Origin of the sequence: Cupriavidus sp. U2, assembly GCF_009663685.2 — a bacterium.
GTDB classification, from domain to species: domain Bacteria; phylum Pseudomonadota; class Gammaproteobacteria; order Burkholderiales; family Burkholderiaceae; genus Cupriavidus; species Cupriavidus necator_C.
Genome location: NZ_RCOG02000020.1, coordinates 1 through 24,554, shown reverse-complemented (window position 1 = coordinate 24,554; position 24,554 = coordinate 1). Strand labels below are relative to the sequence as shown.

The following is a 24,554-nucleotide window of genomic DNA, read 5'->3' as shown; positions in this document are numbered from 1 at the left end:
GGCCTTCGCACACCACGCGCAGCACTTCCTCCAGCGGCGCTTCGCGCCACAGCGCCAGCGCCATCACGTAATACACCACTGCCGGCGCGGGCAGCAGCCGCTCCCGCTGGCTGGCCTTGCCGGTCTCGGCCAACACTTCTTCGATCAACGTCCGTGGACACACGCTGGCCAGCACCCCGGCGCTGATCAAATGCGCAACGTCAACTCTCGACGGCAGCGTCTTGCGTGTTCTGGCCATCACCCTCATCCATTGAAGCTTCGATGGATGAGGATTATGGCTTTAAAAATACTATCTGAACAGTATTGCGGCTAGGCCGGTTCCGTTGATGATGATGGGCATGGGTATCTCCCACGGACCCACCGCCTTGCGGGATGGGCCCGCAAGGGTTGAAAGGAAGCGCTCAGGCTACTACGGCAGCGCGTCGAGCTGATTTGCCACGACTGGCGACTACACGGGCGGCTGCGACCTGCGACAGCAGTTCGATATCAGCAATGCGCCAGACTTCGCCGCGACCGAATCCCGCCTGATTCCAGTTGCCGGTTTGCACAAATTTGCCGGTCTCCAGTAACGAGGCCTTGAGATCGAGCGGAATGTTCCAGTCTGCCGTCACGAGGATCTCGTCGTCAGCAATCGCGGCATCGGCCAGGTTCACCGACAACACGCCATAGGGCATGTCGTCGTCGGCACAAGTCAGCGAAATTGCGGCGCGCAGGTTGGTGGAATAAACACTGGCGTGCAGGAAGACGCCAGCAGGATAGCTGGCCAGCCCAGCGCCGTAGATGATCGGGTTCATCGGGGTTACTCCTTTTGGGGGGAGCCGGCCCCGACGGGACGGCGCCCGTGTGGGTGTGGAAATGAAAAAACGCACCCCGAGGGGTGCGTTCAAGCGGTGAGCCGACGAATCGGCTCCTGAGAAGGGATTGGCTTCAGTCCTTGTGGACACGACGACCGTTGCGGTCTGCCCAAAGCAAGAACGCGGAAATCGCGCCAGTCAGGACGAGAAGTGCGACACCGAACATGGTTAATCTCCTTTTGAGAGGACTGCGCCTACGACGAATAATACCGCACCGCATAGGAAAAAACAGAAGATCTCCCATGCTGCGTGCAGAGACCAGGCGGGCATCGACTTGATGTAGCCAGCGAGCCCGATAAGGGCAGCCGCCGACAGCGTATGCGCGAACCGGCCATACTGCTGACGTTGGTCCTTGTGTGGCTCCGTAATGGCCCGCCAGGCTTGGTGCCAGAAGCCATCTCGCCGACGGGAGTCCGTTTCCAACTTGTAGCGGTCGGCATCCTGATGCGACAACGGATACCTATACCCGTTATCGTGCGCCACGATTTCGAAGCCTTCGCCAGCGTTTCTGGCGCGATCGATAGAGACTGAGAAGCGCGCCGGCAAGGTAACAATGCCTTTGCCCCGGTCAATTTGTGCCTTTCCTGACACCTCCTCGCCGGAGGTGGCCGAAAACGTCACTTTGATGAGCGTCGACATACTTGCCCCTTAACTGCGGCGCCCTGCCACCACGCGCAGCGTGGCAACCAGGTTTGCGTAGCCCTGATCGCTGGCCAGCGAATCAACGCTGACGGCGTTGTCACGGCCACCGGTGAGGTCATTGCGGCCGCGGCATGTCCGGTAGGACATGAGCACGCCACCCTCTGCGCCAGCAGGATGCTGGATCTCGATCAGCAACGAGTCGGTATGCAAAGCGAACACGTCGACGTCGCGACGACGCTGGCGATGCTCGCGGATGGTGTATTCGCGCGGGCTGAGCGCCATGTCGCCGGCGAAACGACGGAGAACACGGCAAGCATCTCGGCGAATTGCCTGACAGGCAGCGGAATTTGTCGGTTGGTGCCGACGGATAAAGGATTTGGGAAGTTTCATGGAAGTCTCGATATGGACGGGACATCCCTTCCCCATGGGACGAGTGTCCCAGCTGGGTTGGTAGTCCGGGCGATGCCGGACATGGGTCGATGCGTCTGTGACGCGGGTGAAAGCGACTTGCCGAAGCCACGGGGCTTCGGCAAGCCCTCTCGGGCCTGCACGCTGCGACTTCAGGTGACGTCGAGCAATTTGCTGATCGCGCGAACCACATCCCAGCCATGCCGCTGAGACAAAGTCTTACCGATCAGAAGCTTCTGCAGGGCTGTCGTGCGGTTCGGTGCCTCGCCGGCATAGCCGATGTAATCGACATAGACGATCCAGCCTTCCGACCACCCCCTCTGCAGATACACCGCGAGACGATCGCGTGCGCCAAGTTCCGGCCAAGGACGGTCGGGCTTCGGTCCATACATGCCCTCGTTGTCATTTCCAGGGAAGTTGGCACCATCAAGCCATTCCGGTTCCAGCTCGGTACCGCGAAGAGCGGCTGCGATCTGGTCAACAACCTCCGCGATCGATTTGCCCTCAGTGAGGACGGGAGAGAAATTCTGGTGTGCGTCTGCCACGGATGGCATAGAAAGCTCCGATGGACGCAGGAGCCCCGCACGGGGACTCCGTGCGGGGAAGGTGAAGGATGTTGGAGATCCGAATGGACCCCGATTAACGCGTCAGACGATAGCCGCCACCTGAGGCCACGAGGTAGAGCTGCTGCCCCGTGACGAACTGCTGGTCGGCATCCTGCGTGACCGCGATCTGGCTGCCATTCTCCTTGCGGACAATGACCTCCAGGCCGTTGCGCCGGTTCATGTGGCTGGCCACAGCTTGCGCAGCAACCGCCGACACCGTGCCGGACATCGCGCCGGCAATGTAACGTCCATTGCCACCGCCAATGACACGGGCACCGAGCAGGCCACCCACGACCGCCCCAACGATACCCGGGACGCCGCTATTGGCCGACGTATAGCCATCGCTGTCGACAATCGTGACCTGACGGACACGGACGACAGTGACGATTTCCACGGAGCCGGTGCGCAGAGCTTCCGAGCTGCGATAAGCATTCGGAGACGTCTGCTGGATAGCACAACCGGTGAACATGACCGAGCAAAGGAAAAGCGAAACGATGCGCTTGAACATGATGGCCTCAACGATAAAAAAAGGGCCAACATGCCCACGGGCAGGAAGGCCCGTAGGTGGGAGAAGAAAAAAGCTGTCCGGCTATACAACCGGAAGTGTCGATGCGTCTGAGACGCGGTAGGTGCAGAAATCTTAACAGCGGTTAAGGGAATCAGCAACGGTTGATGCGTGCGATTGCCAGGGCATCGATGAGAGGGATACCGTACTCTGCGGCAGGGTCTGCATGGAGCCACAGCGGGGAACTGCATAGCGGGTTGAAAATCTCTTCGCCCCCCCAGATAAATACTAGGCGCGGAAGCGTCTCTCCACTTCCATCGTCATGCATGGTGATATACAGCCCGAGCCGCGGATAGCGAGCGTGGTAACGTGTGAGGTCAGCGACCGTCGCACCGCGCAGGCCTCCCGCATCAGCACCAAAGAACTGGAAGCCCGGAACGGCAACCTCACGCCCAAGCTCGCGCGTCAATGGAAAGGCGCGCTTGGCAGTCATGATGGCGATGTACTGTGCCAATCCATAGACGTCGAAGGCAAACTGGTTGGCCAGCTTGCCCGTAACCGGTCCGACCGCCCCATGCATGGCGAATTCCCAATACGCCGCGTAGCCCATGTACACGAAGACTTGCGCGAACATCAAGGTCGCCGCTGCATAATCGTCGACACGCCTCATCCTCTGAGGCCTAACGGCGACCGTACGCGAGCGAACTACGCCCCAGAGAAACCAACTGACTGCAACCAGCAGGGCCGGAAAGCCGATGGCGGCAAGGAAATGCTCCCCGCAGGCCATGAGGTCGCGTGGAATGGCAAGCCAATCCGCCACATAGTAGCCCTTGTACTCGAAATACCGGAAGGCGCGCGACACGAAAGCAACGCCGCAGAATCCGACGGCGAGATGCAGATTTGTGAGAAGGAATTTTCTAGCGTTCATAGTTGGAAAGAGGACGCGAGCCCTGCCCCTGCGCGGGATTAGGCGCAAAGCTCGCTTTAACGGTCAGGCAAACGTTGCGACGCGGATGGACTTGCTGGTCACAGCGATGCGAATTTTCTCCGTGCGAGGGTTGTCCAGTGCTTTGCGCAAGGCGTCCAGCGGCAAGCGCTCACCGAAGTCATCACCGCCGAAGCTGTGTCGCGCGTTCTCGTAAAAGTCCGCGTCCTTCGCGGGATTGCAGCCCTTGAAGTAAAAGAGGCACTGCTGTTCGGGCGTGGAGCCCGTGCTGAAGCCGACATACGCACCGTGGTCCTTCGCGATGAAGAACTCGTTCGAACCAGCGGCGTCACAGAAAGCGACGAGCGACGCGGCTTGCGTGCGGGAAAGAGTGATTTGAGGCATTAAAGTGCTCCTGTAGGTTGGCGGAGCACTCCCCTGCGGGACGTGCCCCGCAACGGGTGAAGAAAAGAGGGTTACAACTCAGGCGCCGCCGACTTCGCGGGCCAGTTGGTCAAGCATCGCCTCGATGACGCGCTCGCGCCGAGCTTGAAGCGGCAGTGCATCGAATGCGCCGCCATCGGCGAGATGCGTCAGCGCGTCGACCACGGCAATCCATTCACTGGACTGCACCGCAATCCGAACCGCTCCCGGCAAAGGAAGCTGCCGGCTCGCAATGGCGAGCACGGCATCGAAACGAGATAGGTCCAGCCGGTGACGGCATTCCAATCGCTGTTCGATATACCCGGACAACAGGAAGGAGGCATACGCACACAGCGCCACGTGATCTTCGTCGGCCAGTGCTTGCATCCATTCGAGCGCGGCCGGACGGACCATCACGTGCAAAGACTGCCCGTGGGTAGCAGGTACGGTATCGTGACGCGCCAACTGCCAGCCCCAACCGAAGCCAACGGCGTATAGATCCACGAGCTTTCCGTCCACTACGTGAGGCTCGGCATCAAACCAGTTGGTACGGCTCCCTTCGATATGCCGAACCGCGTTGCGCGGCTCATCAAAGGTCAGCTCCGGCAAGAGCTCGGACAATCGCTGCACATCTGCACGACTGAACATCGGACACGTCAGTGTGTGCCAAGGCTTGCCGTTCCAGTAGGCGGCGGCGACAACACCGACAGGGAGCCAGGGACCCGTCACGAAGATTCGACGAAAGGCCGATTGTGCCGGGACTTGAAACGTGGAATTGCTCATGAAGTGCTCCGAGGAAGATGGAGCACTCCGCCAGGGCAAGTGCCCCAACGGGTTGATGAAGTGTGTGGCCAAGTGCCACGGGTCGATGCGCCGGAGGCGCGAGGTGTGGCGCAATGGTAGCAGCCAGGTCTGCCGTCCCGCAATGACCGCACAAAAGAAAAAAGCCACTCCCTTTTGGGGAGTGGCTGTTCAAACGGATTGTCGTGGTTTTCGTTTGGCACGGGCCTTTGTCGCGCCCAGCTTATAGCCGAAGCGCTCCCATGCAACCGGGTCAAGCGGCAGCGGGCTCGTGCGTCCTGTCGCCAGATTTACGAATGCGCCGCAGTACTGCAGCGTCCCGGTACGAAACAGCATCCAAAGCAGGTTGTACGCCTGCACTGCAATCACGGGATTGATAACCAGCGACTGCTTTTGCAGCGCCTCGGCCATTGAGCACGACGGCGCCGTATCGGCCTTGTCCCCTTTCGGGTCCAGCAGCTCCGGAAACAAGTCTCCTACATGGGGAAGCCGTTCCGTCGCCTTGCCGCGCACCTGCCCGAGAATGACCTGGCCACGATCCGACTCATTGCCGCAGTCGAGATAGTATCCACCAGTGCCACGTTGCATCGCGCCGAGGATCGCCTTGCGAGCGCCCCGCGTGTCGACACAGCCAATCACCATGTCGCACGCGAAGCGGTCACCGCTGCCAATCCGACGGGTCTGCGCTTGCCAGCGCGTGCCCATCAGATTGTTCAGACGGTTCACGATCAGCGTGGCCTTGGGCTGGCCCACATCAACCGGGTAGAACCCCTGGCGGCCGACGTTGGTGTCGCTGACGGTGTCGTCATCGTAGACCGTACAGTCGATACCCCCAGGGTGCCCAAGCTCCAGCATGGCGTGATGCAGGCGTGCTAGGTTCGGTAGCAAGGCGCTGCCGGTACCGCCGGCGCCAACTACTACTACTCGCCATGCCCGTTGGGTCATTGGTGCAGGGATGCGATGTTCGAACGTCATTCCATCACCTCCGCGCGCGCCGCGGCATACCAATCGCTGGGGACCTTCTCCACGTTCTCGAAGATGCCCTTTGCACAGAGACGTAGCGCGAACGATGGTACAACGGCATCGCAGTTTCCCATCACGAACGCAAACTTCACGTCGTGCTGGTCATCCGTATTGTCCGTCGACGAGAACCCGGCAGGATGACGGCCATGCGAATGGCAGTCGACCACCAGGACTTCGCCCTCCGAAAGCGCAGGACGGTCGTACTTCAAATGACCGCCACTATGCTCCAGGATCCGCACTGGCACCAGCCGAAACGCCGCTGTTGCGGCATTCCAAACCACCCACCCGCCCGTCTCCTTGGGATGCGCGATGCGCGCCATTTCAGCAAACTCGCCGATGAGCGTCGCGGGGACACGACCGCAGTGCAGTTCGGTGACCTCCGCCGTCTCGCCATAAGGTATAGCCGTGCGGTACTGAAAGACACCGAGACGACGGACTACGCGAAGCCAAGGCCTCACGATTTCGAGGAAGACACCATTGGCCGCGATGAGCAAGCGTTCGCCTGGCCGCGCCATGGGGGTCAGCGTACCGAAGCGAGGCACCATCACGGAAGGAAAGGACTGCTGCAAGGCAGTGTCAGCGGGATGCATGCTATTTCTCCAATTTTCCGGCGATCAGATCGGCCAGCGTTATGTTCATAGGGATGAGGACTTGCTTAGGAAAGTCGGGAAACTTTCCGTCAAGCATGTCCCGCCAGAAGGCGAAGAAGCCATGGACGTAATCGACGCGTTTGCCACCATGATTAGGGTGGGTGAAAGCCGAATTGAAGAAGCCCTCTTCCCATCCAGTTATGGATGCGACGTCAATCCGTTTGGGCACAGTGGCACTGCCGATGCAGATCTCGCCTAGATCCCACGTGTTGAAGTAGGGAGGCTCGTGGAGAATGCTTTCAGGGACTGGTCTCGCCTCGCATTGCAAGGCGAAAACACGGAACCCGTCAGCTGCGGCCTGAAACACAAGGCCGGGATGCTCCACCACCGCACCGCGCTTTCCCAGCTCTTCGCAATCAAAGAACACGCGGCGCTTGGCACCTTCGCACCACCAGGTCACTGCGGTTGGGCTGATCGACAGCACGTTTGGCGTCAAGAACTCGCCCTTGGGGAGCGAGGCCTCGGCGACTTGGCGTACCGCGTGGATCAGTGCCTGCCGGTTGAGCGGCGTGCCGGGTCCAATGACTGGGCGATTGCTCTCGCCAACGGTGTGGATACGGTGAGCCGTCGAGTAGGTGAACTCTCCCGGTCTGGGCCCGTAAAGCAAAATGGCCCCTTGAAGGGCCACGTCGTAGGACCGCGATGCGGTCAGGATTCCGGCCATAGGCCCTCCTATTCACTAAAATGATCAAGCACCCGGTCCAGCAGCGCGATAAGGTGTAGTGTTTCCTCCAGCAAGCGGTATTGCTTTCGGATGGCTGCCGTTCTATTGGCGAACGGGATAAAACACTGGAACATCGTGGCATCACCACTGTTGAAGCTGCACTGGAAGTGATCATCCAGCAGTTCGCCAATGTAGTTGCAGTCCTGAAAAGCCAGACTGGTGGCGGCATAGGCAGGCTCTGCCCACTGCGAGTCCTTGAGCAGAGACCGCTTTCCCATACCCGCCAATGCGTGCTGTAGGTCGGCCAGGGAAGAGCAGAAGCTGCTATGCCAATCGTTTGTGGCGCTAGCCAATGCGCGGAGGCCCTTTTGATCGAGCTCTCGCAACTTGTGGGACTTATCGGACCGCTGCCACTCGGGTAACGTGTCGTCGGGCGCGAGCTGAGGGCGGACAACCGACGGCAGAAGATGCAGGACATCTTCACCATCAATGTCACGCTCGTCCTTGAGCCACTGGCGCGCGGCCACGTCGTCACTCTGAAGTTCATACCCCCAGTTCCAGCGACAGAACATTTCTAGGAAATCTTCTGGGGCACGGATATGGAGCGACTTCGCCGATGCTTGTGCAAGAAGTCTCATCGCCGTGTATAGCAACGAGGGATCGAGGGCACGAAGCGAATCTGCTCGATCGACGCCGATCTCCAGAATGTTCTCGTGCTCAAGCATGATCGCCAGATACAAGGGATCGGAAAGTTCTTGATCAAGACCGGTTCCGGAGATCTCTTCTTCAGCGGCACCGCGATCGATCAAAGCGAAATTGAAGTGGAGCGCCTTGGTCTCTGGCAAGCGAGGCTTGAGCCACGCCTGGAAAGACTGGGAGAAGGCATCGCCGGCCCCAAGGGGGTTCGACACATGCTCGGCATCAATGACACCCGCCCGAAACTGCGCGAGCACCAGTTCTTTCATGTCGATCTCATCGCCAAAACTGAGACGTGCCGTCGATGGTACTGCCAGGTCAACGGAAGGCAATGTCAGAAAATCATGGGCAGGTCGGCGTCTGGCAATGGGATGCTCTCGTGAATACGTCCATCCGGGCTGCCGTTCATCGTGCTCTGAAACAAACGATCGAGGATCGAACAGCATCCTTTCATCTCCTCAGAATGTAGAAAAACCGCCCCGAGGGGCGGCTCCGTAGTGGTATCAGCAAACTGGCCAGCGGCCAGCGCCTTCATCAGGTCATACTTGCGCATACGCGCCCTTGGCGCCAGCGGCGCGGACGAACGTGTAGCGAGCAATACCGCCCTTCACTTCCGGGCCGTCCACCGCGGCGGTGTTCAGCTCGGGATACTGAGCGGAGTACACATCGCGCACCTGATCGGGCGAGAACTGCGGGCCCACATCAGGCAACGTCATGCCGTTATAGGAAAACTCACGGGTGAGCTGCGTGACTTCGAGTGCCATGACGGTTCTCCTTTACAGCAGGGAAGCAAGGTCGGTACCAGTGGAAGCCGGTGCGCTTGGGTCGGCTTTCGCCTCCGGTTGCGCGCCGGCACCGCTCTCCGATTCGTCATCGTCACCGGTATCGCTGGTGGCGTCGGACGTCGACGACGATGCGGCCTTGGTCAGTGCTTTCGTCGCCTTGGACGATTGCGTGGACTTGGCTGCATCGAGAATCGACCTCGTTGCTTCGGCCTGCTCGGCAAGCGAGCGGTGCGATTCTGTCACGCTGGTGACGGCCGTCGCGAACTCGGCATCCAGTTCCGCCGGCGTAGCCGACAGCATCAGAGGCCGGGTCAGTGCGGGGTCCGCAGCGTCCTTGATGACAGGCATCACAACGACCGACATCGTGTCGCCTTGCATCGTCAGCGTAAGAACAACCTTGTCGCACGCGCGAACGAGTGGAACCAATTCAGTGAACATGGTGAAACCTTTTGGGGAATGAAATGACAGAGGGCGCCGACTGGCGCCCTCTGCAGATGGATAGGTGAACGGATCAGTAGCCCAGAACCTTGGGCACCTTGCCGGTGTAGTCGAAGCCGTCAACCGCCAGCAGGCCGGCGATGACTTCGGGCTTCGATTTGTTGAACAGCTTGGCGAAACCATCGCCCAGCGCTTTGCGGATACCCATCTCGTCTGCGAGAACCTTCATCTCGGACTTGGTGAGCATTTCCAGAAAATCCTGCGCTTGCTGGAGATTCCAGTGGTTGCGCAGATCCAGCTTGTGATACCGGCAAAGTTCGCGGAGATTGCTCACCTCCACGCCGTCGATGGCAGCTACGGTTAGGCCGATCGTCAGCTGCTGTCGCTTCTGCTCATCCAACGCGTGAATAGCGGTCAGGCAACCCAGCAGTGAGGACGACGACTTCTGCTCAGTCAGCTTCTCGAAAAACTTGCCCATCACGTCGCCGGCGATGTTGCGTGCCAGCCCGTTCAGTGCAATCGACAGAAGGTACGAGTTCGCCTGGTCGGCGTTCTGCGCAACTTCCTTGCGCAGTGCCTTGCGCCAGAGGGCGGTGCGGTAAGCCTTCACCTTTTCACCCTCGCTGATCGACGTCACCGGCTTCTCGGCCGCGGTGGAGGACTGGTCGCCCTTTTTCGCAGGAGCCCCCTTGCCACCTACGGCCGGTTTGACCGCGGGAGTCTTGGTGGCGTCCTTATCGGCTTTGATCCGCGCAGCAACCTTTTGCTGGTTGCAGACGGTATCGAAGCACTGGCCGCTGTAGACCTTGCCGAAGGAGCCAGGCAGGCCGCTTACCGCGGCGCCGAAGTTCTGGCAACCGTGGCAAGCTTTCGCCTGCTCTTCACCAACGCCGGTGGGCCCGTCAACCAGCAGCTGAACGCGGGTCTCGTTGTCGCCGGCACGCACGATGCGGATGACCTGATACTCGTCCTTCAGCCCGTAGGCAATGCCTTCGAGCTTTCGGTCGGTCTTCTCCATGTAGCACGCGCGGTTGGTGCAATTGCCCGTTGCGATTGCCTCGCCAAACATCTCCGTCTGCAACGAGGAGTTGTGTTGGCATGTGGCGCATTGCGTCTTGTCGAAAATGGCCTTCTCGAGGCCGCACGCGGCCGCCTCGATGGTCTTCTTCAACTCCGACACAGGCTTTTTCTCGCTCACGATGACTGGAAGCAGCTTGTCCTGCGTCTCCTTTTCGAGTGTGGCCAGCAGTTCGGCATGACCGAGCTGGATCTTCTCGTGCGTCAGCGCCTCGCGAACCAGCGCGCTGCAGTTCATCAACGCGAGCCGCTTATCGAGCTTGCTACGAGACCAGCCCAGCAATCGGGCGGCTTCGTCGCGATCGCCCTTTAAGCGGCCGACCTGGCCGGAAGCCCAGACAGCCTCGTCTGCAGGCGGCATGTCGGCACGTTGCACGTTTTCGACGCCCGCGAGGGTGTCCGCCGTATCGTCATCGAGCTCTTTGATGTAGATAGGCATTTCATAATCCGGCCCATGTTCTTCATACGCGGCGAGATAGCGCCCTTCGCCGGCCACCTCTTCGAACTCGTAATCGCCGTCCGGAGGAACTACGGGCCGAACGAGAATGGGCTGGATCACGCCATGAAGCTTGACGGACGCGCACAGTTCTGCGAACTCAGTCGGATTGCGATAAGTACGCGGATTGGCGCGACGACGGATCTTGCGCAGAGGCGCAGTGGTATTGGGTTGCATTGTGGGTTCTCGCAAAAATAGGGGAACCCGTAGCCGCACCGGGAACGTGGTTCCCGATGGGATGGAAGGATGGACTACCAGGCTATGCTGGCGGGCCACCGTACTGCAGAAGCTGGCACCAGGAGGTGCAGGATCGATGCGTCTGGGACGCGGTAGGTGCGCAGAGAATACCTAAAAATCAGGTCTCGGACAAGCCATTTAGTTAGCTCGGCCGACGGTGGCAGATTTGGAACCGAAGCACGCTTGCCATACGCTGGCGCGCCCGTTTCCATTGCCGTTCCGTTTCCGCCTCTACGCAGCACCGCAGGTGTTAGGCACCCACTACCGAATAGTCTTCGATTGCACTCCAATCAAAGTGACTGCGAGCAGCATTAACGGAAGCGCCAAACTTCGCAAGTAGGCTAGATGCATGCCCCTCCACGGTTACGACGGGGTAGACTAGAAAGCCCAACTTAGCAAGCGCTACGGTGCGATGACGCCCTTGCCGAAACACCAAACTTTCATGAACACACCTGACCTCAGGCATCTCAAGAAAACCGTTCTCAGGAATCTTCATTACGCTCGCTAATCGCTCGGCATTAGGCTCAAAACGAGGTCGCAATTGCAACTGCGCGAAGACCTTGTTCGGATCAAGAATAACGATTACCGGCTTGGCATCACCGTTCTCTAGCTCCCATCCACCATTAGGCTCGTAGTATTCAGGTTTTCTGCACTTGATCATCATCGATTACGTAAATGAGACACCCAGTAACTGTAGCCGCGGGACGCTTCCGAGAGCGGACAAGAAACATAGCAATACCGGGGGCTTTCTGCAGATGGAGCATCCTCGGAATTCAATCCCCGTACTCGCAATAGCCCCCTGCATTCAAGAAACGAATCGGATAGATTCATTCTGACGGTATGTGAATAGAAAACGGTATAGATTTCAAAGGGCTCTTCCGCCGCGACTTGTCAGCCCCCAACAAGGCTCCCCAGAGGGCGCACCGGGGTGCGCCCCACAACCAAAGCGGGCACCTTGACCAAGCAGCGGGCTTTCCGTTGGCTTAGCGAGGATCGCGCATCACCACAAAGCCAGGATCGCAATGATCCCGGCCCGCCTCCGTGGCTTCTTCTTCCGTCTCAAATGCTCCAGCTTCTGCCAGATTCGGGGTGTAGCCAACATCCCCACCTTGAGGGAACAGGTAGTCGCTACCAGTGCGGACGATCCAACCCCTTCGCAAGCTATCCGATGTCATCATCTTTTCCTAGTCATCCAGCGAAGCGAGTATCCACGCTCCGCGGCGGCTTCGATATAGAACTATTCCCTCGAAGGCCAGTCATCAGTCAACCATACGGGCGGGCTCTCGAACCCCCAGGCCAACAACGCCCGCTTCAAGTTATCGCGACGGCAGCCGCTGGCCACCTTCCTGATTCTAGCGGTTGTCTCTCACGCCGACAGCAACCAGTCGCTCTGCATCATTATCCGAAAGAACGGCCCTTGCCGCCCCGTAAGCAAATACGGGCCCCATTGGATGCCCACCTTCGATGGAAACTTTGGAAAAGTCCACGCAGAAAGTCACGCCATCGAGAATGAGCGTGTCTGGCGGATAAATGTCGAGGGTCCTAACCATTTGTACATCCTTTTTCTTTCGTCGTCGCAGGCCACTGGAACGAACTTTTAGACTGACTTCACGTACGCGGAGTCGACTTTGTATTTCAACCTCTTCCCCTTTTCTTTGGGCTGAACTTCACCTGATAAGGGTTTTAAGCCTCCGGGAACGCGATTCGCTCAGCGCTCTGGGGTGCGCGAATTCCCGTGCACTCGCAGCGTTGGCAGCCAAACGCCAGGTCCCGGAGCCTTGATCACGGTGCCCTCTACGGTTGCTTGCCGTCCAATGAGCGAACGCGCCTCCCCTAGCGGCATCCCGACAAGCTCCCAAGTTTCATGGGACTCCGTCTCCAACATAACAGTTGGAAACGGTTCGTTGCCCTTAATATGGATCTGACCTGTCAGCATCTGCCGCTGGACGCCTGCGGGCGAAGCGCCCGCGCAGGCTGCAAGGCCGAGCGCCACCAATGCGGCCAGTACGATCTTCTGCATAACACTCCAAAGACAAAGGGGCGGCACTTGCCGCCCCATGGGTTACTGAATCACGACAGACAACGTTGAGTTAGGCGGCACTTTGACCGTCTCGCTATACGTGCCATTCACGGCCTTTCGAACTACCGGGAGGCTGGCATACGGCTGCAGCGTTGACGGAACCGATTGTGTCAGCGTGCGACTGGCCAGTAGCGCCTGCGGATCGATCACCGGCAGCGTAAAGCCACCTTCCGCTCGCGCCGGGAAGCCGAAGCCAGTGGGGCTAGGCGCCTTCATCAGCGCACCAGACGTCGCGGCAAAACGGCGCAGCTGCTCGCCCAGGCTAGTAGTCGGCACCGTTGCGCGGATCGACGAATCTAGAACCGTTACCGAGTCTGTGCTGCTGACGTTAGTCAGAAGGTTCTTGTAGAAACTCAGGCCGAGTTGTCGATCTAGGAAGCCGCCGAGCGAGCCGGACACGGAGTAGCTGTCGCAAGCGGCCCCAAAGGGATCCCACGTCAGCAGGCTGCAGTTGTACGAACCGGCCTTGTAGTCGATGTAGTTCGGGAAGCGCACGTCCCGGATCGCGTTGTAGGTCGAGTCGATCGACTGGCTCGCGAAATCCTCCATCATCATTGCCGAAGCTTCCTCCAACCACGTGTCGAAGGCATAAGTCGGCCCCTTCACGACGCCGCGGCGATAGAAGTTCTGCATGTGCATGCCTTCGTGGGCCATCGTCAGCAGCATCGACTTCATGCCCGAGGCTCCGCCCAGATAAAGCGTTTCGGAGTCCAGATACAAGGAAACCGATTGGTTACTGAGCGGATCGGCGGCCGCCGTAAGCGCATTGCGGCCGTAGAAATACCCGACCATGCCAAACGGCGTCGCATTGTTGTCGAAGTTCAAGATTACGATGTCGATCGGTTGCGCCACCGCTCCGCTGATGAGGTCGCTGTACACATGCGGCCCCCAGACCGGGCCACCGGTCTGCTTGAGCATGTCATAGATCTTGCCGCTCGGCACAAATCCGGCGTACAGCGCGTTGACGATCGCAGAAGTAACCTTGCCCGTCCCACTTTCGGTAGATTCCACCCAGAAGTTCACGGTCGTGCCATCCGAGGCGAGATCCGTGCGGATGAGCGTGACGGCGCGCGGCGTGTTGTCCTCGTGATAGAAGGTGCGGGTATCGCCAGGCACGTAGGCCGCTGCGCGCAACGGCGCGGTGCCAAACGTTGAGTTGCTGGGGGCGGCGCCCCGGGCACCCGCTTTGGCCGCCCAGCCGTCGTGATTGAAATCCGAGATGCGACGCTTTACAGCACTCGTGCCATCGTCCCACGCGATGGCACTGGCAGCAACAGTTGGGAAATGCGATGCCGTCAGTGGAATGGTCGGCATCGTCTGGGCGGTGCCCGACTGGTTCGTAAAGACGAGCGTCACGTCCTGGCCCGTCAGGCCGGCAATGTTGATGGGCATATCCACTGCGGCCGCCGTGGCGTTGATGTTCTGCCAGACACCGATGCCTGAACCGGCATAGGTGTTCGCGTCAACGGCGGCGCAATTGGAACAGGCCGGGGACACGACGCTGGCGGGCTTGGCCGCGGGGTCGGTCGGCGTAGCCGCAGCGCCTGGCGAGGTGGTCGCGGTCGTCGTAGTTGTGGCTTGGGTTGATGCGTCACCGCCGTCACCGCCGCCACCGCAAGCAGCCAGGACAGCGGACGTCAGCAGTGCCAAAGCAAGAGACCCCGGGAAAGACAAAGTGCGCTGGTTGCGCATGGATATTTCTCCTTGTTCTGATTGGCCGCGACGATTCAAGACGCGGCAACTGAATATCGGCAAAAGCGCCGCTCCCATCACCCCGCTTTTTGGGGGTTTTCCCCTAGTGCAGGCATAGAGGCGGCGAGTCGTCCCCGACCGAGCGAACGCCAACAACCGCTTCACAAAAAAAAACGCCCTCACGTGGAGGGCGGGTAGGAACGGGTCCATCTTGAGAGAGCTTCCGTAGCGGGGCGCTACAGAAACAATCTTATGGCTGAGTAGGCCAGTCGATGACCCCGAAAGGTTGCCAATTTCGACGTCTTTTCGCCGTCAGAACAGCGCAAGCTGGTCATCTGGCACAAAGACGCGCATGGCAGGTATGGATACGCGGGGTTGTTCCGGATCCGCACTCACGTGGAGAACGGATTCGACCTCTGCATCAGTTGCGTCAGTCTGCAACGGCGGGACAGCGGGTTCCTCGGTGTCAACGCCCTCCGCGGTCAGCGATTCGATTGCCTCACGGAACCGCTTAAGCCTCAGCTTTGCGCCCCAACCACCGACGATGTGAGCCGGCGTGAACCAGGTAGCCCACGCCTCGACGGAAAGCGCGTTGCCGTGTACGACTATCGCTGGGATATTCAACAGCGACAATTGCACGTACGCCATGTGGACGCATCGCGGATCGATGTCGATACAGGTCGCATGCATCGTCTGCTGGTAGTTTCGGCCAGCATCGTGCAGTGCATCCGCGCACGCAATCACCATCCCACCGGCACCGCATGCCGGCTCGCTGATCGTGACGAAACCGTCCCGGTCAACGTACGGATTGCCGTCGCCGATATTGATGGCAGCCATCAAGCGAGAGACGCTGTAGGGCGTAAAGAACTGACCTGCCCGATCGTTGCCGAGCTCCAGCATCATGTACGTCTGGCCAAGAACGTCAGCCAGGCCGTCGCCGTGGGGTACCAATTGCTGTACCCGTTCCTCGAAAGCCAACGTCAAGGCGCCAAGCATGTGGGAGAAGCGCTCCAGATCCTCGCGCTCGTACCGCTTCGCGATTTCCAGGTAACGCTTCTCTCGTGCATCGAACTGATCGCGATCGACGGCATTGCTGATGGCCAGCGCCGACACCTCCACGAAGTCGGAGAAAACCTCGTGCGTCGAGTGCCGGTGGCCAAAGGCCTTGAAGTAGGACAGCAGCTGCTTGTGCGGATCGCTGGCGGTGCCTTCGAACTTGCACTTGGCGGCCCGGCTCAATGGAACCGCCTACGCAGAAATGGGTACGCTTCAGGGTTGCTGCAACGAAAGAAAGAAGATGTTGAGGGCATTTGTGTCGGGGAATGGCCCGGGAAACGCCCCTGCCGGGACGGGTCCCGGACGGGTTGAAAGAAGTGGGTTCAGGTGCCAATGAAGCACGCCAGGCCTTCGGCAAGATCGCGCTGCAAGCGGATCTCCCAGTGCTCATTGAACTGGCGGATTTCGACGGCAGGAAAAGCGCGCCGGTGTGCGGAAACGAACGGCGTGTCGACGCGAAACTCGCGCAGGCACGCGGCCATCGCTGACTCGCCAGAGTGCTTGGCGAAGGCAGCCAATGCAGTCACGACCAGCCTCACGCGGTCTACAGCGCCAGCGGCAAGCCACCGCATACCAGCTGGCTGACCCGCCGCAGGCTCGGATTGGGCGGCAAGCCGGAGGATGCCAAGGTCGCGCGTGAGCTTCATGCTGAGGTGCGCGTGCTCGGCGAAAGCGTTTCGTAGCACGATCGCGGCCTGCTCAACGGCCAAAGGCTGGGCTTTCGACACCACAAGGGCGTGCCAGAGCTTGTCGAGATCCGGAATCTGGCCGGCGTCGATCACCTGCCAAACGTTCCGCGGACCGTCCAGATGCACTCTTGTCTCGTCGACGCGCTCACCGAGCTGCGTGCTCGCCTTGTCGACAAGGTTCGCCGCCAAGCGCTTCAGGAAGGCGCGGCGGTACCGCAGCCGTGACTCAGTCGATCGCCGGCAAGCTAGACGCTGGGCGTTTGGAAACAGGCTTGCCTCCAGCTTCGCGACGCGCTCCATGTCGGTCGTGCTGAAGTGTTCGGCGGCCAGGAACTGACCAATCAGTTGGTTATACATGGTCTCGAAAAAAGAATCGGGACCGGCCCGCAGGGACTCGGTCCCATGCGGGTTAATTGCTTTGGCTCAGTGCAGGCCGAGAGAAGGAACTACGGGCGTGAAGCCCATTGCCCACCATTGCGCGACCGGATGATTCGGGAAGTCTGGAATCTCACGTTCGCGGAAGATCTCCGGGACAACGGCCAGCGCCGACGGACGAGCTAGCACGGTCTCCCGCCACTTCTGCTGCAGGCGAAGCCAGGTCAACTCGGCGCGGGCGATGTGATCCCACTCGTGCGGCACCCGGTCATCGTCGAACACGTTGGCACCTTCCGCCGTCATGACGGCCACCACTTCGTGGTACCGCCCGAGTTCGTGCGGAAAGCCACGACGGACGAACTTCAGGACGGTCTGATCGGGGTGGTTAAAGATCCTCTGCAGCTGGCGGATGTAGACCGCGCACTCGCGCCGTGAGCGCTCATCGTAGTCGTCGTGGCCGACCTGCGCGCACGATTCCTCGGCGGGCACCGGGCCCAATTCGATGTCGAGAGTTTTGGGTTGGGGCATGGGCGTTTCCTGAATTCCCGGAAGACGCCCCACCGGGGACGTTTCCCGGTTGGGTGGTGTAGGGCCGCGCGAGCCCGGAGGCTACGCGCGGCGATGCTCAGGCCGACTGGCCGGAGAGGTGAGAGAAGCTCGAAATGACCCAGTAGACGGCGACCGCAAGAGCAATCGTCGCGAGCGTAGTCAACTGGAGATAAAGCAGAGCGAGGCTAGGCGTCGTCAAGATGACGAACAGCGCGGCGAACAGGATCAGGACCAGCGCAATAGTAGCGATGGCCGTTTCGCGGGTATCAACGAGAGGCATGATGGCTCCGAAGGATGGAGCCATGGCCCATTAGGGACAAAAGCCCCAATGGGTGGAAGGAAAAAGATGGCCGGTACGCCGGCGAGGGTCGATGCGCGGTAGCGCGGAGAATCGGGCGAATCTTACCGCGCCTTCGCAACCCGGACAAGCAACTCGCTGCGCCTCTAGCTAGGCTTCCGAGCTGCCTGCCGTGCAAGGCGGTTCGCCTCACGCAGACGGTTCACCACTGCCCAGCGCCGCTGCGACAGCTCTTCTGGGTTCTCCAGGTTTGAGTAATCCTGCATTGGGCCATCGCCAATGAAGGGCCTGTAATCCTCAGGAAGTTTGCCCTGCGCCTTCAGCTTGTCGCGCTGCAGGCGCCCTAGGCCATCCGTCGCCTCGGTGATGGCCACATAGTCCCAGCGGACTGGCACGGCCGCTTCAGAGAACCACACTTCACCTTCGCCCTGCCCCACGAGCGCGACCACGTCATACACGCTGCCGACGGGCGACGGAACCGCACGGACTTCAAACCGAAGCACTTCCGGACGCGGGTGCCAGAACACGCGGTCGAGATAGCGCTTGAAGATGAAGGCGTCCAGCCGGGCGATCTCGCCATACTCCGGTTCTCCGGGCGCAATCAGCTGCGGCTCGTTATGGGGGCGGTTTCCGAGAGACACCTCTCGGCTAATGGGTGTGTGCGACATGACTTTCCGGTAAAAGGCGCACCAAATTCTATAGCTTTCGGGCCTAAGCCCGGCAGAAATCGACCTGAGAATGGTTGGCGGCGAACTTCGCCCGCCGGCCGCCTTGACTTTGCTGTGGCGCCGGTATCTTGGTCTTAGACCATTCCATACCTAGCCGCCATGCGATTTACCCGACTCGGTCGCCACGACCCCATCGACTTCAATACCCGCCGCCAGGCCGCATTCGCGCGCAAGCAACAGCGCGAGCGCGACAGGTACCCACTCTTCGCGGACCACGTGGCCGCCGAGCAGCACACACCGGACGAGGAACTGGCGCGTCGCCAGCGACGCTCAGAGAATCTTGCGCGTACGACGCGCACCCTGCATGCCCGGATCTGGCGGGAGAAGCGCGCCGTCTATTTCTCCCTGACCCCTGCCCAGCAAGCGGAAATCCGTGCCAAGTGGCTGGCGTGGACCGGCCCCACCACCGCCCTTTATTTCGCCTATATCGTCGACGGCACCAGCGGTGAGGCCGAACGGCGCGATACGGCTTGCCGTGAGAAAGCACTGGCGATCCGACGACGAGTCCTCGCCATGCTGCCAGAGCAAGCCGCGCTGGAGATTTCCGCACCATGACCCCTACCGAAGAACAGGTTGCCGTTGTCGACGCCGTCGAGGCGGGAGGCGCGCTCAAGGTCAAAGCCTATGCTGGCGCCGGCAAGACGTCCACGCTCAAGCTGGCCGCCCAGGCGCTGGGCCGCAGCCGCGGTCTGTACATGGCGTTCAACAAGGATATCGCCGCCGAAGCCGCACGGAAGTTCCCCACGAACACGAGGTGCCGCACGGCCCATTCTGTCGCGCGTGCCGCGACGCGCCCCGAGATCAGCCGCAAGATCGACAACCCGCTGGAGCCCTCGCATCACCTCGCTGTCCGCTATGGTCTCGGTCCCCTCAAGTTGCCCACTACAATCGGCAAAGATCTGGAGCTTAGCGGCAGCAAGGTGGCACGGATGGTCGCAGATGGTGTTGCCCGGTTCTGCCGGTCTGCCCAGCCCGAGCCACTGGCGTGGCATATCCCGGTGGAATCGATCGTCCCGGACGACGAAGCAGAGCTCCTGCGTGCCTCGCTGCTGCCATTTGTAAAGCGCCTCTGGCAGGAGTACATCGACCCGGCCGCCGCCGGCGCGATCACCCACGACGTCTACCTCAAACTTTGGCAACTGAGCCGACCGCGCATTGGCGCCGATTTCATCCTGTTCGATGAAGCGCAGGATGCCGACGGCCTGATGCTCTCTGTCCTCCGCGCCCAGCAGTGCCAGGTCATCTACGTGGGCGACCCGTACCAGCAGATCTACGAATGGCGCGGCGCAGTGAACGCCATGGACTTCATCAAGGCGCCGGAGCGTGCCCTCACTGAATCCTTCCGGTTCGGTCCGGCCATCGCTCAGATGGCCAGCCGCATGCTGTCTCTGATGGACGAGGACACGCCGGTCCGTGGCCAGGACCACATCGCGTCGCGGATCGAGCACGACTCGGAGTTCGGCCAACACCGCTACAACGCAATTCTCTGCCGCAAGAACGCCACTGTCCTGACACACCTCGCGCAAGGTATCGCCAGAGGCGACCGCGTTGCGGTCCGCGCCAAGCTGGACGAACTGCGCGCTTTCGCCGACGGCGCCGAGCGCCTGATGCGCGGGGAACGGATCGCCTACCCGGCCTCCCTCGCGCTATTCGAGACCTGGGAAGAAGTCCAGGAATACGCCGAGTCCCTAGCCGGCCGGGACCTGCAGCCGCTGGTCAAGCTGATCGACAGCGAAGGGGTTGATTACCTCCGGCTGATCCTGACGCGCGTGAGTCCAGAAAGCGAGGCGGACTACGTCATCTCTACCGCCCACCGGGCAAAAGGTCTGGAGTTCGACTCGGTCTATCTCGCGGGCGACTTCAAGTTCAAGACCGGCGAGGAAGGCGAGACGACGATGACCGCCGAGGAGAAGCGCCTGCTCTACGTTGCCATGACCCGCGCCAAGCATGTGCTCAACGTCAGCGAGATCCGGCGTGACCTTTATGCCATGTTCCGGGACGCCGGAGTCTAGGAGAGAAAGAATGATTACAGTGCGGATTGGGGGAAGTGAGTTCCCCATCGACGATGTGCTCGAAGATCCGGGCCGCTATGCTCGCCACCTAGAGCGCGCAAGGACCGTGCAAGGCTTCGCCGAGTGTGGCTGTACGCCCAGCCGGCCAAGGCCAAAGCTCGTGATCCGGCGCCACCGCGACATATTTCTCCTCGCTCGTTGGCCGGACCAGGCACACCACCATGCAGGCGCGTGTCCGTTCCACCGCCAAGCGCTTGCAAAGGCGGGCGCCGCGGACAGTCTCGACGCCTTCCGCGTACGCGATGGCCACCACGACATCCGGCTCGATGCCACGCTGTCGGCCAGTACGCGCACCCCGGCCAAAACCGTGCAACGGACGCCCAAGAGGGAGAGCAGCAAGCCCCAGCGACGCTCGGCAGGCCTGCTGGCCTTCCTCGAGTACGCCTGGGAGCAAGCGGGCCTCAACGTCTGGTCCGGCACGGGCTCCCGAGGCTGGAACGCCTGCTGGTCGCAGTTGAGCACGGAGCTGGCCGATTGCCGCATCAACGGCAAGGCCGCGGCCGATCTGCTGCACGTGATGCAACGATGGGATCCGGCTCGCAAGACAGAAATCCTGGCCGAGTTCGACGCGTGGCAGGCGCGGCTCTCCCCCACTTCCGCAGGCACACCCCGTGGCCTCCTGATTGGCGAGCTCGAATCTCATGGGCCGACCCAGTATGGCGGCAATGTCGTGCTGCGCCAGAGCACGCAGCGGTTTTTCATGTCCGCCGAGATCTACGCACGCCTGCAGGCGTCGTTTGGCGGCGCCCTTGCCGGCATTGGCAAGGCCGATCAGCGCTGCATCGTCGTGCTGCTCGTTGAGAAATCCCGGTCCAACTACCTGACGGTTGTCGATATCGCGGCGATGCTGGCCAACCGGCAGTTCCTGCCCTGCGATTCGTCGCACGAGGTGGGAATGGCGGACCACCTGGTCGGCCACGGCCGCGCCTTCCGCAAGCCATTGCGCCACGTCGGTCGCGCCGCCGTGCACCCGGATTTCGTTCTTACCGACGTTGACCCTGAAGTGGTCATCGAGGTCCTTGGCATGACGGGTAACCCCGACTACGACTCCCGCATGGCGTCCAAGCGGCAGTACTACCGCGAGAACGGCATTCCTTGCATCGAATGGGATGCCGTCAGTACGTCTCTCGAGCACCTGCGGCTTCCGCCCAGCACCCGGAAGGCCGATGCACGCTGATAGGGATGCGCTGTTTCGCACGGCGCTGGAGCTCGTCCACCAGCACCGCGCCGCCTCTGTGGCCCTCCTGCAGCGGCACCTGGGTGTCAGTCACGACTCGGCGGAAGCCCTGCTTCATCGTATGGCCAGCGAAACGACCGCCGTTCGCCGCATGCAGAACGGCCTGTACCTCTATACGCATGGCCCGATAGGCGAGGAGCTGGCCGCCCTGCACGGATTCGCTCAGGTAGTGCTCACAGCGCTCTCCCAGGACAACCTCGATGCCAACCATTTGCGCGCGGCCGCGATCGAATTTGGGCTTACCGCGAGAAGCCCGGTCGCCACGACTTGACTTCGAATCTGGATCGATAGGCTGTAGAGATCTAAACACACGCCACCTCCATTCCATGAAGACGCTGCCCGAGTTTCCGACAATGCTCCGCAAAATGTGGAGCGGCGAAGAGGTCCAAAACTGGATCGATAGCAATCTCGCCCCGCTCCTCCCTTCGGGGACCATTGCGGATTCCAGCCTACGCGAAGCCTTGGACCGTATGGATGCGCTGCTCAATCCGGCTCTTGGCTTGTTAGCCATACCACCGGGATCGGCTACGGCTAAGGCCAGCGAGCGCGACATGACGCTCATCCGCGCCGCACTCTCCCAGCCGACTACCGGCGTCGCGGAAGCCGATGTGCGCCTCGAAGTCGAACACGTCCTGCACACGCTGGACGGCGGCTATGCCATGGAAATGGGCGGCGATAGGATCGTCGCGGTTGTCATGGCATTGATTCGACGCGCCGTAGCTGCCCAGACGTCAGCTTCCACGTGGACGAACGAGCGTTGTGCGCATGAGGTCTGCGACGAGGAGGATGAGCACGACCCACAGTGCAAAGCATGGTCAAACTCGGCGCCCCAGGATGGACACGCTGCGTTGAACAATGCCGCGCCAAAACTCGATCTGAGCGGCATGACCGTAGAAGCCGCCGACGACGAGCCGAATGGTGTGTTCGCCTGCTTTCCAGATGATGAGGACGATACCCGCCTCGACTTGCTCATGGACGAGTTGGACTCCATCCCTGGCATGCCGGCGTACCAAACCGCCGACTTCGATGGCGTGGGCATCATCATGCAGTTCGAGACCGATGACGAGGCACGGAGGGCGATTGAGGCGTTGGAATCGGCGGTACAGGCCTGCGCTGCCCGCCAGCCGCGCGGAGAGGCGCCTCAGGTACCCCACAAGAACGGGCATCGGGTAGCGCGCGACGGCAGCGAGATCAGCAATGGCTAAGAAAACGGCCCAAAGCCGCCCCACCGTGATTTCCTGCGCTGTCTTCGGTGGCCGAAGCCAACGCACAGGCCTGCGTGTCGGCTCTCGCCACCGCTGGGATGGCGGTGCGTGGGGCAAAGGGCGCTGCGAGTTCTGCGGAAGGACTCTGGAGCAGGTCCAAGAACGCAGCATTGCCGGCGCATCAACGGAGGCACATCGGTGAGCGATCAGAATACCAAGCGGCATCCTACGGCGCCCCAGCACGGCGCTTCGTTGCCTGAAATTCCCCACCCCCCCTTGCATTTGGTCAGGCAAACCGCGTCGCTTATAGCTGCTGACCTGCTTGGCCAGCCCAAGGACGAGGACCGACAGTTGGTCGCCCTGCGCTTGGTAGAGCTGCTTGTGCGCGCCAACGCGCATCGGAGTTGCCCACCACCAGTCGACGAAGCGGAGGCGCAGGAACGTGAGCATCTCGGTTGCGCGTACTGCGGCACCGGCATTTACCACGCAGCCGCAGGTCAGCGCACTGCGAACTGAGCATGGCAAAGGACGATCGCTACTTCGGCAAGACCATTGCCGAACACGTCGACGCGGGCACCTGTTGGCTATGCGGTCAGCCTGTGGATCGTGCGCAAGGCTATCACGGTGCCACGGGTGCGCATTGGGTCTGCAGCAAGGCACTCACGGACCAATTCAAGGCGCTCAGCCATCCCGACGCCGCTGCGCCCTTTCTGGCCCGCGCGAACGGTGGCTATTTTGTACACACCGTGGATCCGGCGACGGGCGCCTCGCTGTGCGGTCACAAGCCAAAAGACACCGCGCGACAGATGCGGCCTCGTGCCAGGTGGATTCCACTTAGCCGCGTCCCCCGCGGATTCAAGCGATGTCCGCACTGCGCCCGGCTTGCCGGATCTACACCGCACGGTGGCGCTGCCGACAGCGAAAGGCCATTGGCCTCTGCAGAAGCCAACCGCGACACCCGTACGCGGGATCTTTTCGAGGATCAGACGACACCATGAGCGAGAACACAAATATCGAATGGGCCGACCATACGGCCAATTTTTGATATGTAACCATCTGTCTGCTGCGTATTGCATGGGGCCTCGATATAATGCGACAGGTGTGTCGGGGGATAGTTTTCTCTTTCAATCGTAGGTCGGAGCCTGTGGAGCTTGTGGGCTAGGCTGGAGACTGTGGGCGGGTTGTGGGCAACCTGAAGGTTGTCCACGAGCCGTCCATAGGAAGGAGCTCGTCCTCCGAAGGAGGAAGTCCACAAATCCTCAGACTGATGGACCGCAGCAGTTTTTTTGGCACTTAGGGATCTTATGGGACACCAAGTAAAACGGGTGCCACTGGACTTCGATT

General features: G+C 60.7%; 29 protein-coding genes. 6 read left to right on the top strand and 23 right to left on the bottom strand.

Features of this window, described 5'->3' with window-relative positions; genetic code table 11:
- From D9X30_RS15965 to D9X30_RS15855, 23 genes are all read right to left on the bottom strand, one after another.
- Window positions 1-247 (bottom strand): transposase domain-containing protein (locus tag D9X30_RS15965; RefSeq protein ID WP_194946623.1); only part of this gene is annotated, 247 nt, incomplete at its 3' end.
- Window positions 248-401: 154 nt separating this feature from the next.
- Complete coding sequence (locus D9X30_RS15960; RefSeq protein ID WP_150982302.1) at window positions 402-794, bottom strand: hypothetical protein; 393 nt, start codon at window positions 792-794, stop codon at window positions 402-404.
- A gap of 228 nt (window positions 795-1,022) precedes the next feature.
- The gene (locus tag D9X30_RS15955) at window positions 1,023-1,493 is read right to left on the bottom strand and encodes a beta clamp domain-containing protein (protein ID WP_150982303.1); all 471 of its coding nucleotides are present in this window, start codon (window positions 1,491-1,493) and stop codon (window positions 1,023-1,025) included.
- 9 nt (window positions 1,494-1,502) lie between these two features.
- Window positions 1,503-1,886, bottom strand: coding sequence for a hypothetical protein (locus D9X30_RS15950; protein ID WP_150982304.1), 384 nt, complete (start codon window positions 1,884-1,886; stop codon window positions 1,503-1,505).
- A gap of 170 nt (window positions 1,887-2,056) precedes the next feature.
- A complete protein-coding gene (locus tag D9X30_RS15945; RefSeq protein WP_153950357.1) occupies window positions 2,057-2,458 on the bottom strand; it encodes a hypothetical protein in 402 nt (133 codons plus the stop codon).
- A gap of 85 nt (window positions 2,459-2,543) precedes the next feature.
- A complete protein-coding gene (locus tag D9X30_RS15940; protein ID WP_150982306.1) occupies window positions 2,544-3,017 on the bottom strand; it encodes an outer membrane lipoprotein in 474 nt (157 codons plus the stop codon).
- Between the two features lie 151 nt (window positions 3,018-3,168).
- The gene (locus D9X30_RS15935; protein ID WP_150982307.1) at window positions 3,169-3,942 is read right to left on the bottom strand and encodes a hypothetical protein; all 774 of its coding nucleotides are present in this window, start codon (window positions 3,940-3,942) and stop codon (window positions 3,169-3,171) included.
- A 63-nt stretch (window positions 3,943-4,005) separates the two neighbouring features.
- The gene (locus D9X30_RS15930) at window positions 4,006-4,344 is read right to left on the bottom strand and encodes a DUF3085 domain-containing protein (RefSeq protein ID WP_150982308.1); all 339 of its coding nucleotides are present in this window, start codon (window positions 4,342-4,344) and stop codon (window positions 4,006-4,008) included.
- A 78-nt stretch (window positions 4,345-4,422) separates the two neighbouring features.
- A complete protein-coding gene (locus D9X30_RS15925) occupies window positions 4,423-5,145 on the bottom strand; it encodes a hypothetical protein (RefSeq protein WP_150982309.1) in 723 nt (240 codons plus the stop codon).
- Between the two features lie 189 nt (window positions 5,146-5,334).
- Window positions 5,335-6,138: a PRTRC system ThiF family protein gene (locus D9X30_RS15920; RefSeq protein ID WP_150982310.1), complete on the bottom strand. Its 804-nt coding sequence runs from the start codon at window positions 6,136-6,138 to the stop codon at window positions 5,335-5,337.
- Window positions 6,135-6,776 carry a PRTRC system protein A gene (locus D9X30_RS15915; RefSeq protein WP_150982311.1) on the bottom strand — a complete coding sequence of 214 codons (642 nt, stop codon included), beginning with the start codon at window positions 6,774-6,776 and terminating at the stop codon, window positions 6,135-6,137. Before D9X30_RS15915 ends, D9X30_RS15920 begins: the two co-directional genes overlap by 4 nt.
- A gap of 1 nt (window position 6,777) precedes the next feature.
- Window positions 6,778-7,500 carry a PRTRC system protein B gene (locus tag D9X30_RS15910; RefSeq protein ID WP_150982312.1) on the bottom strand — a complete coding sequence of 241 codons (723 nt, stop codon included), beginning with the start codon at window positions 7,498-7,500 and terminating at the stop codon, window positions 6,778-6,780.
- Window positions 7,501-7,508: 8 nt separating this feature from the next.
- Complete coding sequence (locus D9X30_RS15905; protein ID WP_150982313.1) at window positions 7,509-8,642, bottom strand: PRTRC system protein F; 1,134 nt, start codon at window positions 8,640-8,642, stop codon at window positions 7,509-7,511.
- Between the two features lie 93 nt (window positions 8,643-8,735).
- Window positions 8,736-8,960, bottom strand: coding sequence for a PRTRC system protein C (locus tag D9X30_RS15900; protein WP_150982314.1), 225 nt, complete (start codon window positions 8,958-8,960; stop codon window positions 8,736-8,738).
- Between the two features lie 12 nt (window positions 8,961-8,972).
- Entirely contained in the window at window positions 8,973-9,419 is a 447-nt protein-coding gene (locus D9X30_RS15895) for a PRTRC system protein E (RefSeq protein ID WP_150982315.1), read from the bottom strand.
- A 73-nt stretch (window positions 9,420-9,492) separates the two neighbouring features.
- Window positions 9,493-11,169, bottom strand: a complete 1,677-nt coding sequence (locus D9X30_RS15890; protein WP_150982316.1) for a PRTRC system ParB family protein — start codon at window positions 11,167-11,169, stop codon at window positions 9,493-9,495.
- Between the two features lie 310 nt (window positions 11,170-11,479).
- Window positions 11,480-11,893 (bottom strand): hypothetical protein, encoded by a 414-nt coding sequence (locus tag D9X30_RS15885; RefSeq protein WP_150982317.1) that lies wholly within the window; start codon window positions 11,891-11,893, stop codon window positions 11,480-11,482.
- Between the two features lie 1,398 nt (window positions 11,894-13,291).
- Window positions 13,292-15,001 (bottom strand): M30 family zinc metallopeptidase, encoded by a 1,710-nt coding sequence (locus D9X30_RS15880; RefSeq protein ID WP_150982319.1) that lies wholly within the window; start codon window positions 14,999-15,001, stop codon window positions 13,292-13,294.
- A 312-nt stretch (window positions 15,002-15,313) separates the two neighbouring features.
- Window positions 15,314-16,240, bottom strand: a complete 927-nt coding sequence (locus D9X30_RS15875; protein WP_150982320.1) for an N-6 DNA methylase — start codon at window positions 16,238-16,240, stop codon at window positions 15,314-15,316.
- 140 nt (window positions 16,241-16,380) lie between these two features.
- Window positions 16,381-17,103: a hypothetical protein gene (locus D9X30_RS15870; protein WP_153950356.1), complete on the bottom strand. Its 723-nt coding sequence runs from the start codon at window positions 17,101-17,103 to the stop codon at window positions 16,381-16,383.
- 66 nt (window positions 17,104-17,169) lie between these two features.
- Window positions 17,170-17,649 carry a hypothetical protein gene (locus D9X30_RS15865; protein WP_150982322.1) on the bottom strand — a complete coding sequence of 160 codons (480 nt, stop codon included), beginning with the start codon at window positions 17,647-17,649 and terminating at the stop codon, window positions 17,170-17,172.
- A 97-nt stretch (window positions 17,650-17,746) separates the two neighbouring features.
- Window positions 17,747-17,950, bottom strand: coding sequence for a hypothetical protein (locus D9X30_RS15860; RefSeq protein WP_223506401.1), 204 nt, complete (start codon window positions 17,948-17,950; stop codon window positions 17,747-17,749).
- Between the two features lie 164 nt (window positions 17,951-18,114).
- Window positions 18,115-18,636 (bottom strand): hypothetical protein, encoded by a 522-nt coding sequence (locus D9X30_RS15855; protein ID WP_150982323.1) that lies wholly within the window; start codon window positions 18,634-18,636, stop codon window positions 18,115-18,117.
- A 159-nt stretch (window positions 18,637-18,795) separates the two neighbouring features.
- Between D9X30_RS15855 and D9X30_RS15850 the strand changes: the two genes are divergently transcribed.
- The 6 genes from D9X30_RS15850 (at window position 18,796) to D9X30_RS15825 (ending at window position 24,208) form a co-directional block, all read left to right on the top strand.
- A complete protein-coding gene (locus D9X30_RS15850; RefSeq protein ID WP_150982324.1) occupies window positions 18,796-19,251 on the top strand; it encodes a hypothetical protein in 456 nt (151 codons plus the stop codon).
- Window positions 19,248-20,708 carry a 3'-5' exonuclease gene (locus tag D9X30_RS15845; protein WP_150982325.1) on the top strand — a complete coding sequence of 487 codons (1,461 nt, stop codon included), beginning with the start codon at window positions 19,248-19,250 and terminating at the stop codon, window positions 20,706-20,708. The genes D9X30_RS15850 and D9X30_RS15845 overlap by 4 nt, the downstream gene beginning before the upstream one ends.
- Window positions 20,709-20,718: 10 nt before the next feature.
- Entirely contained in the window at window positions 20,719-21,945 is a 1,227-nt protein-coding gene (locus D9X30_RS15840) for a DUF1173 family protein (protein ID WP_150982326.1), read from the top strand.
- Entirely contained in the window at window positions 21,935-22,276 is a 342-nt protein-coding gene (locus D9X30_RS15835) for a DNA translocase FtsK (protein ID WP_150982327.1), read from the top strand. Before D9X30_RS15840 ends, D9X30_RS15835 begins: the two co-directional genes overlap by 11 nt.
- 55 nt (window positions 22,277-22,331) lie before the next feature.
- Window positions 22,332-23,210, top strand: coding sequence for a hypothetical protein (locus tag D9X30_RS15830; RefSeq protein WP_150982328.1), 879 nt, complete (start codon window positions 22,332-22,334; stop codon window positions 23,208-23,210).
- Window positions 23,211-23,728: 518 nt separating this feature from the next.
- Window positions 23,729-24,208: a hypothetical protein gene (locus tag D9X30_RS15825; protein WP_150982329.1), complete on the top strand. Its 480-nt coding sequence runs from the start codon at window positions 23,729-23,731 to the stop codon at window positions 24,206-24,208.
- Window positions 24,209-24,554 lie beyond the last annotated feature (346 nt).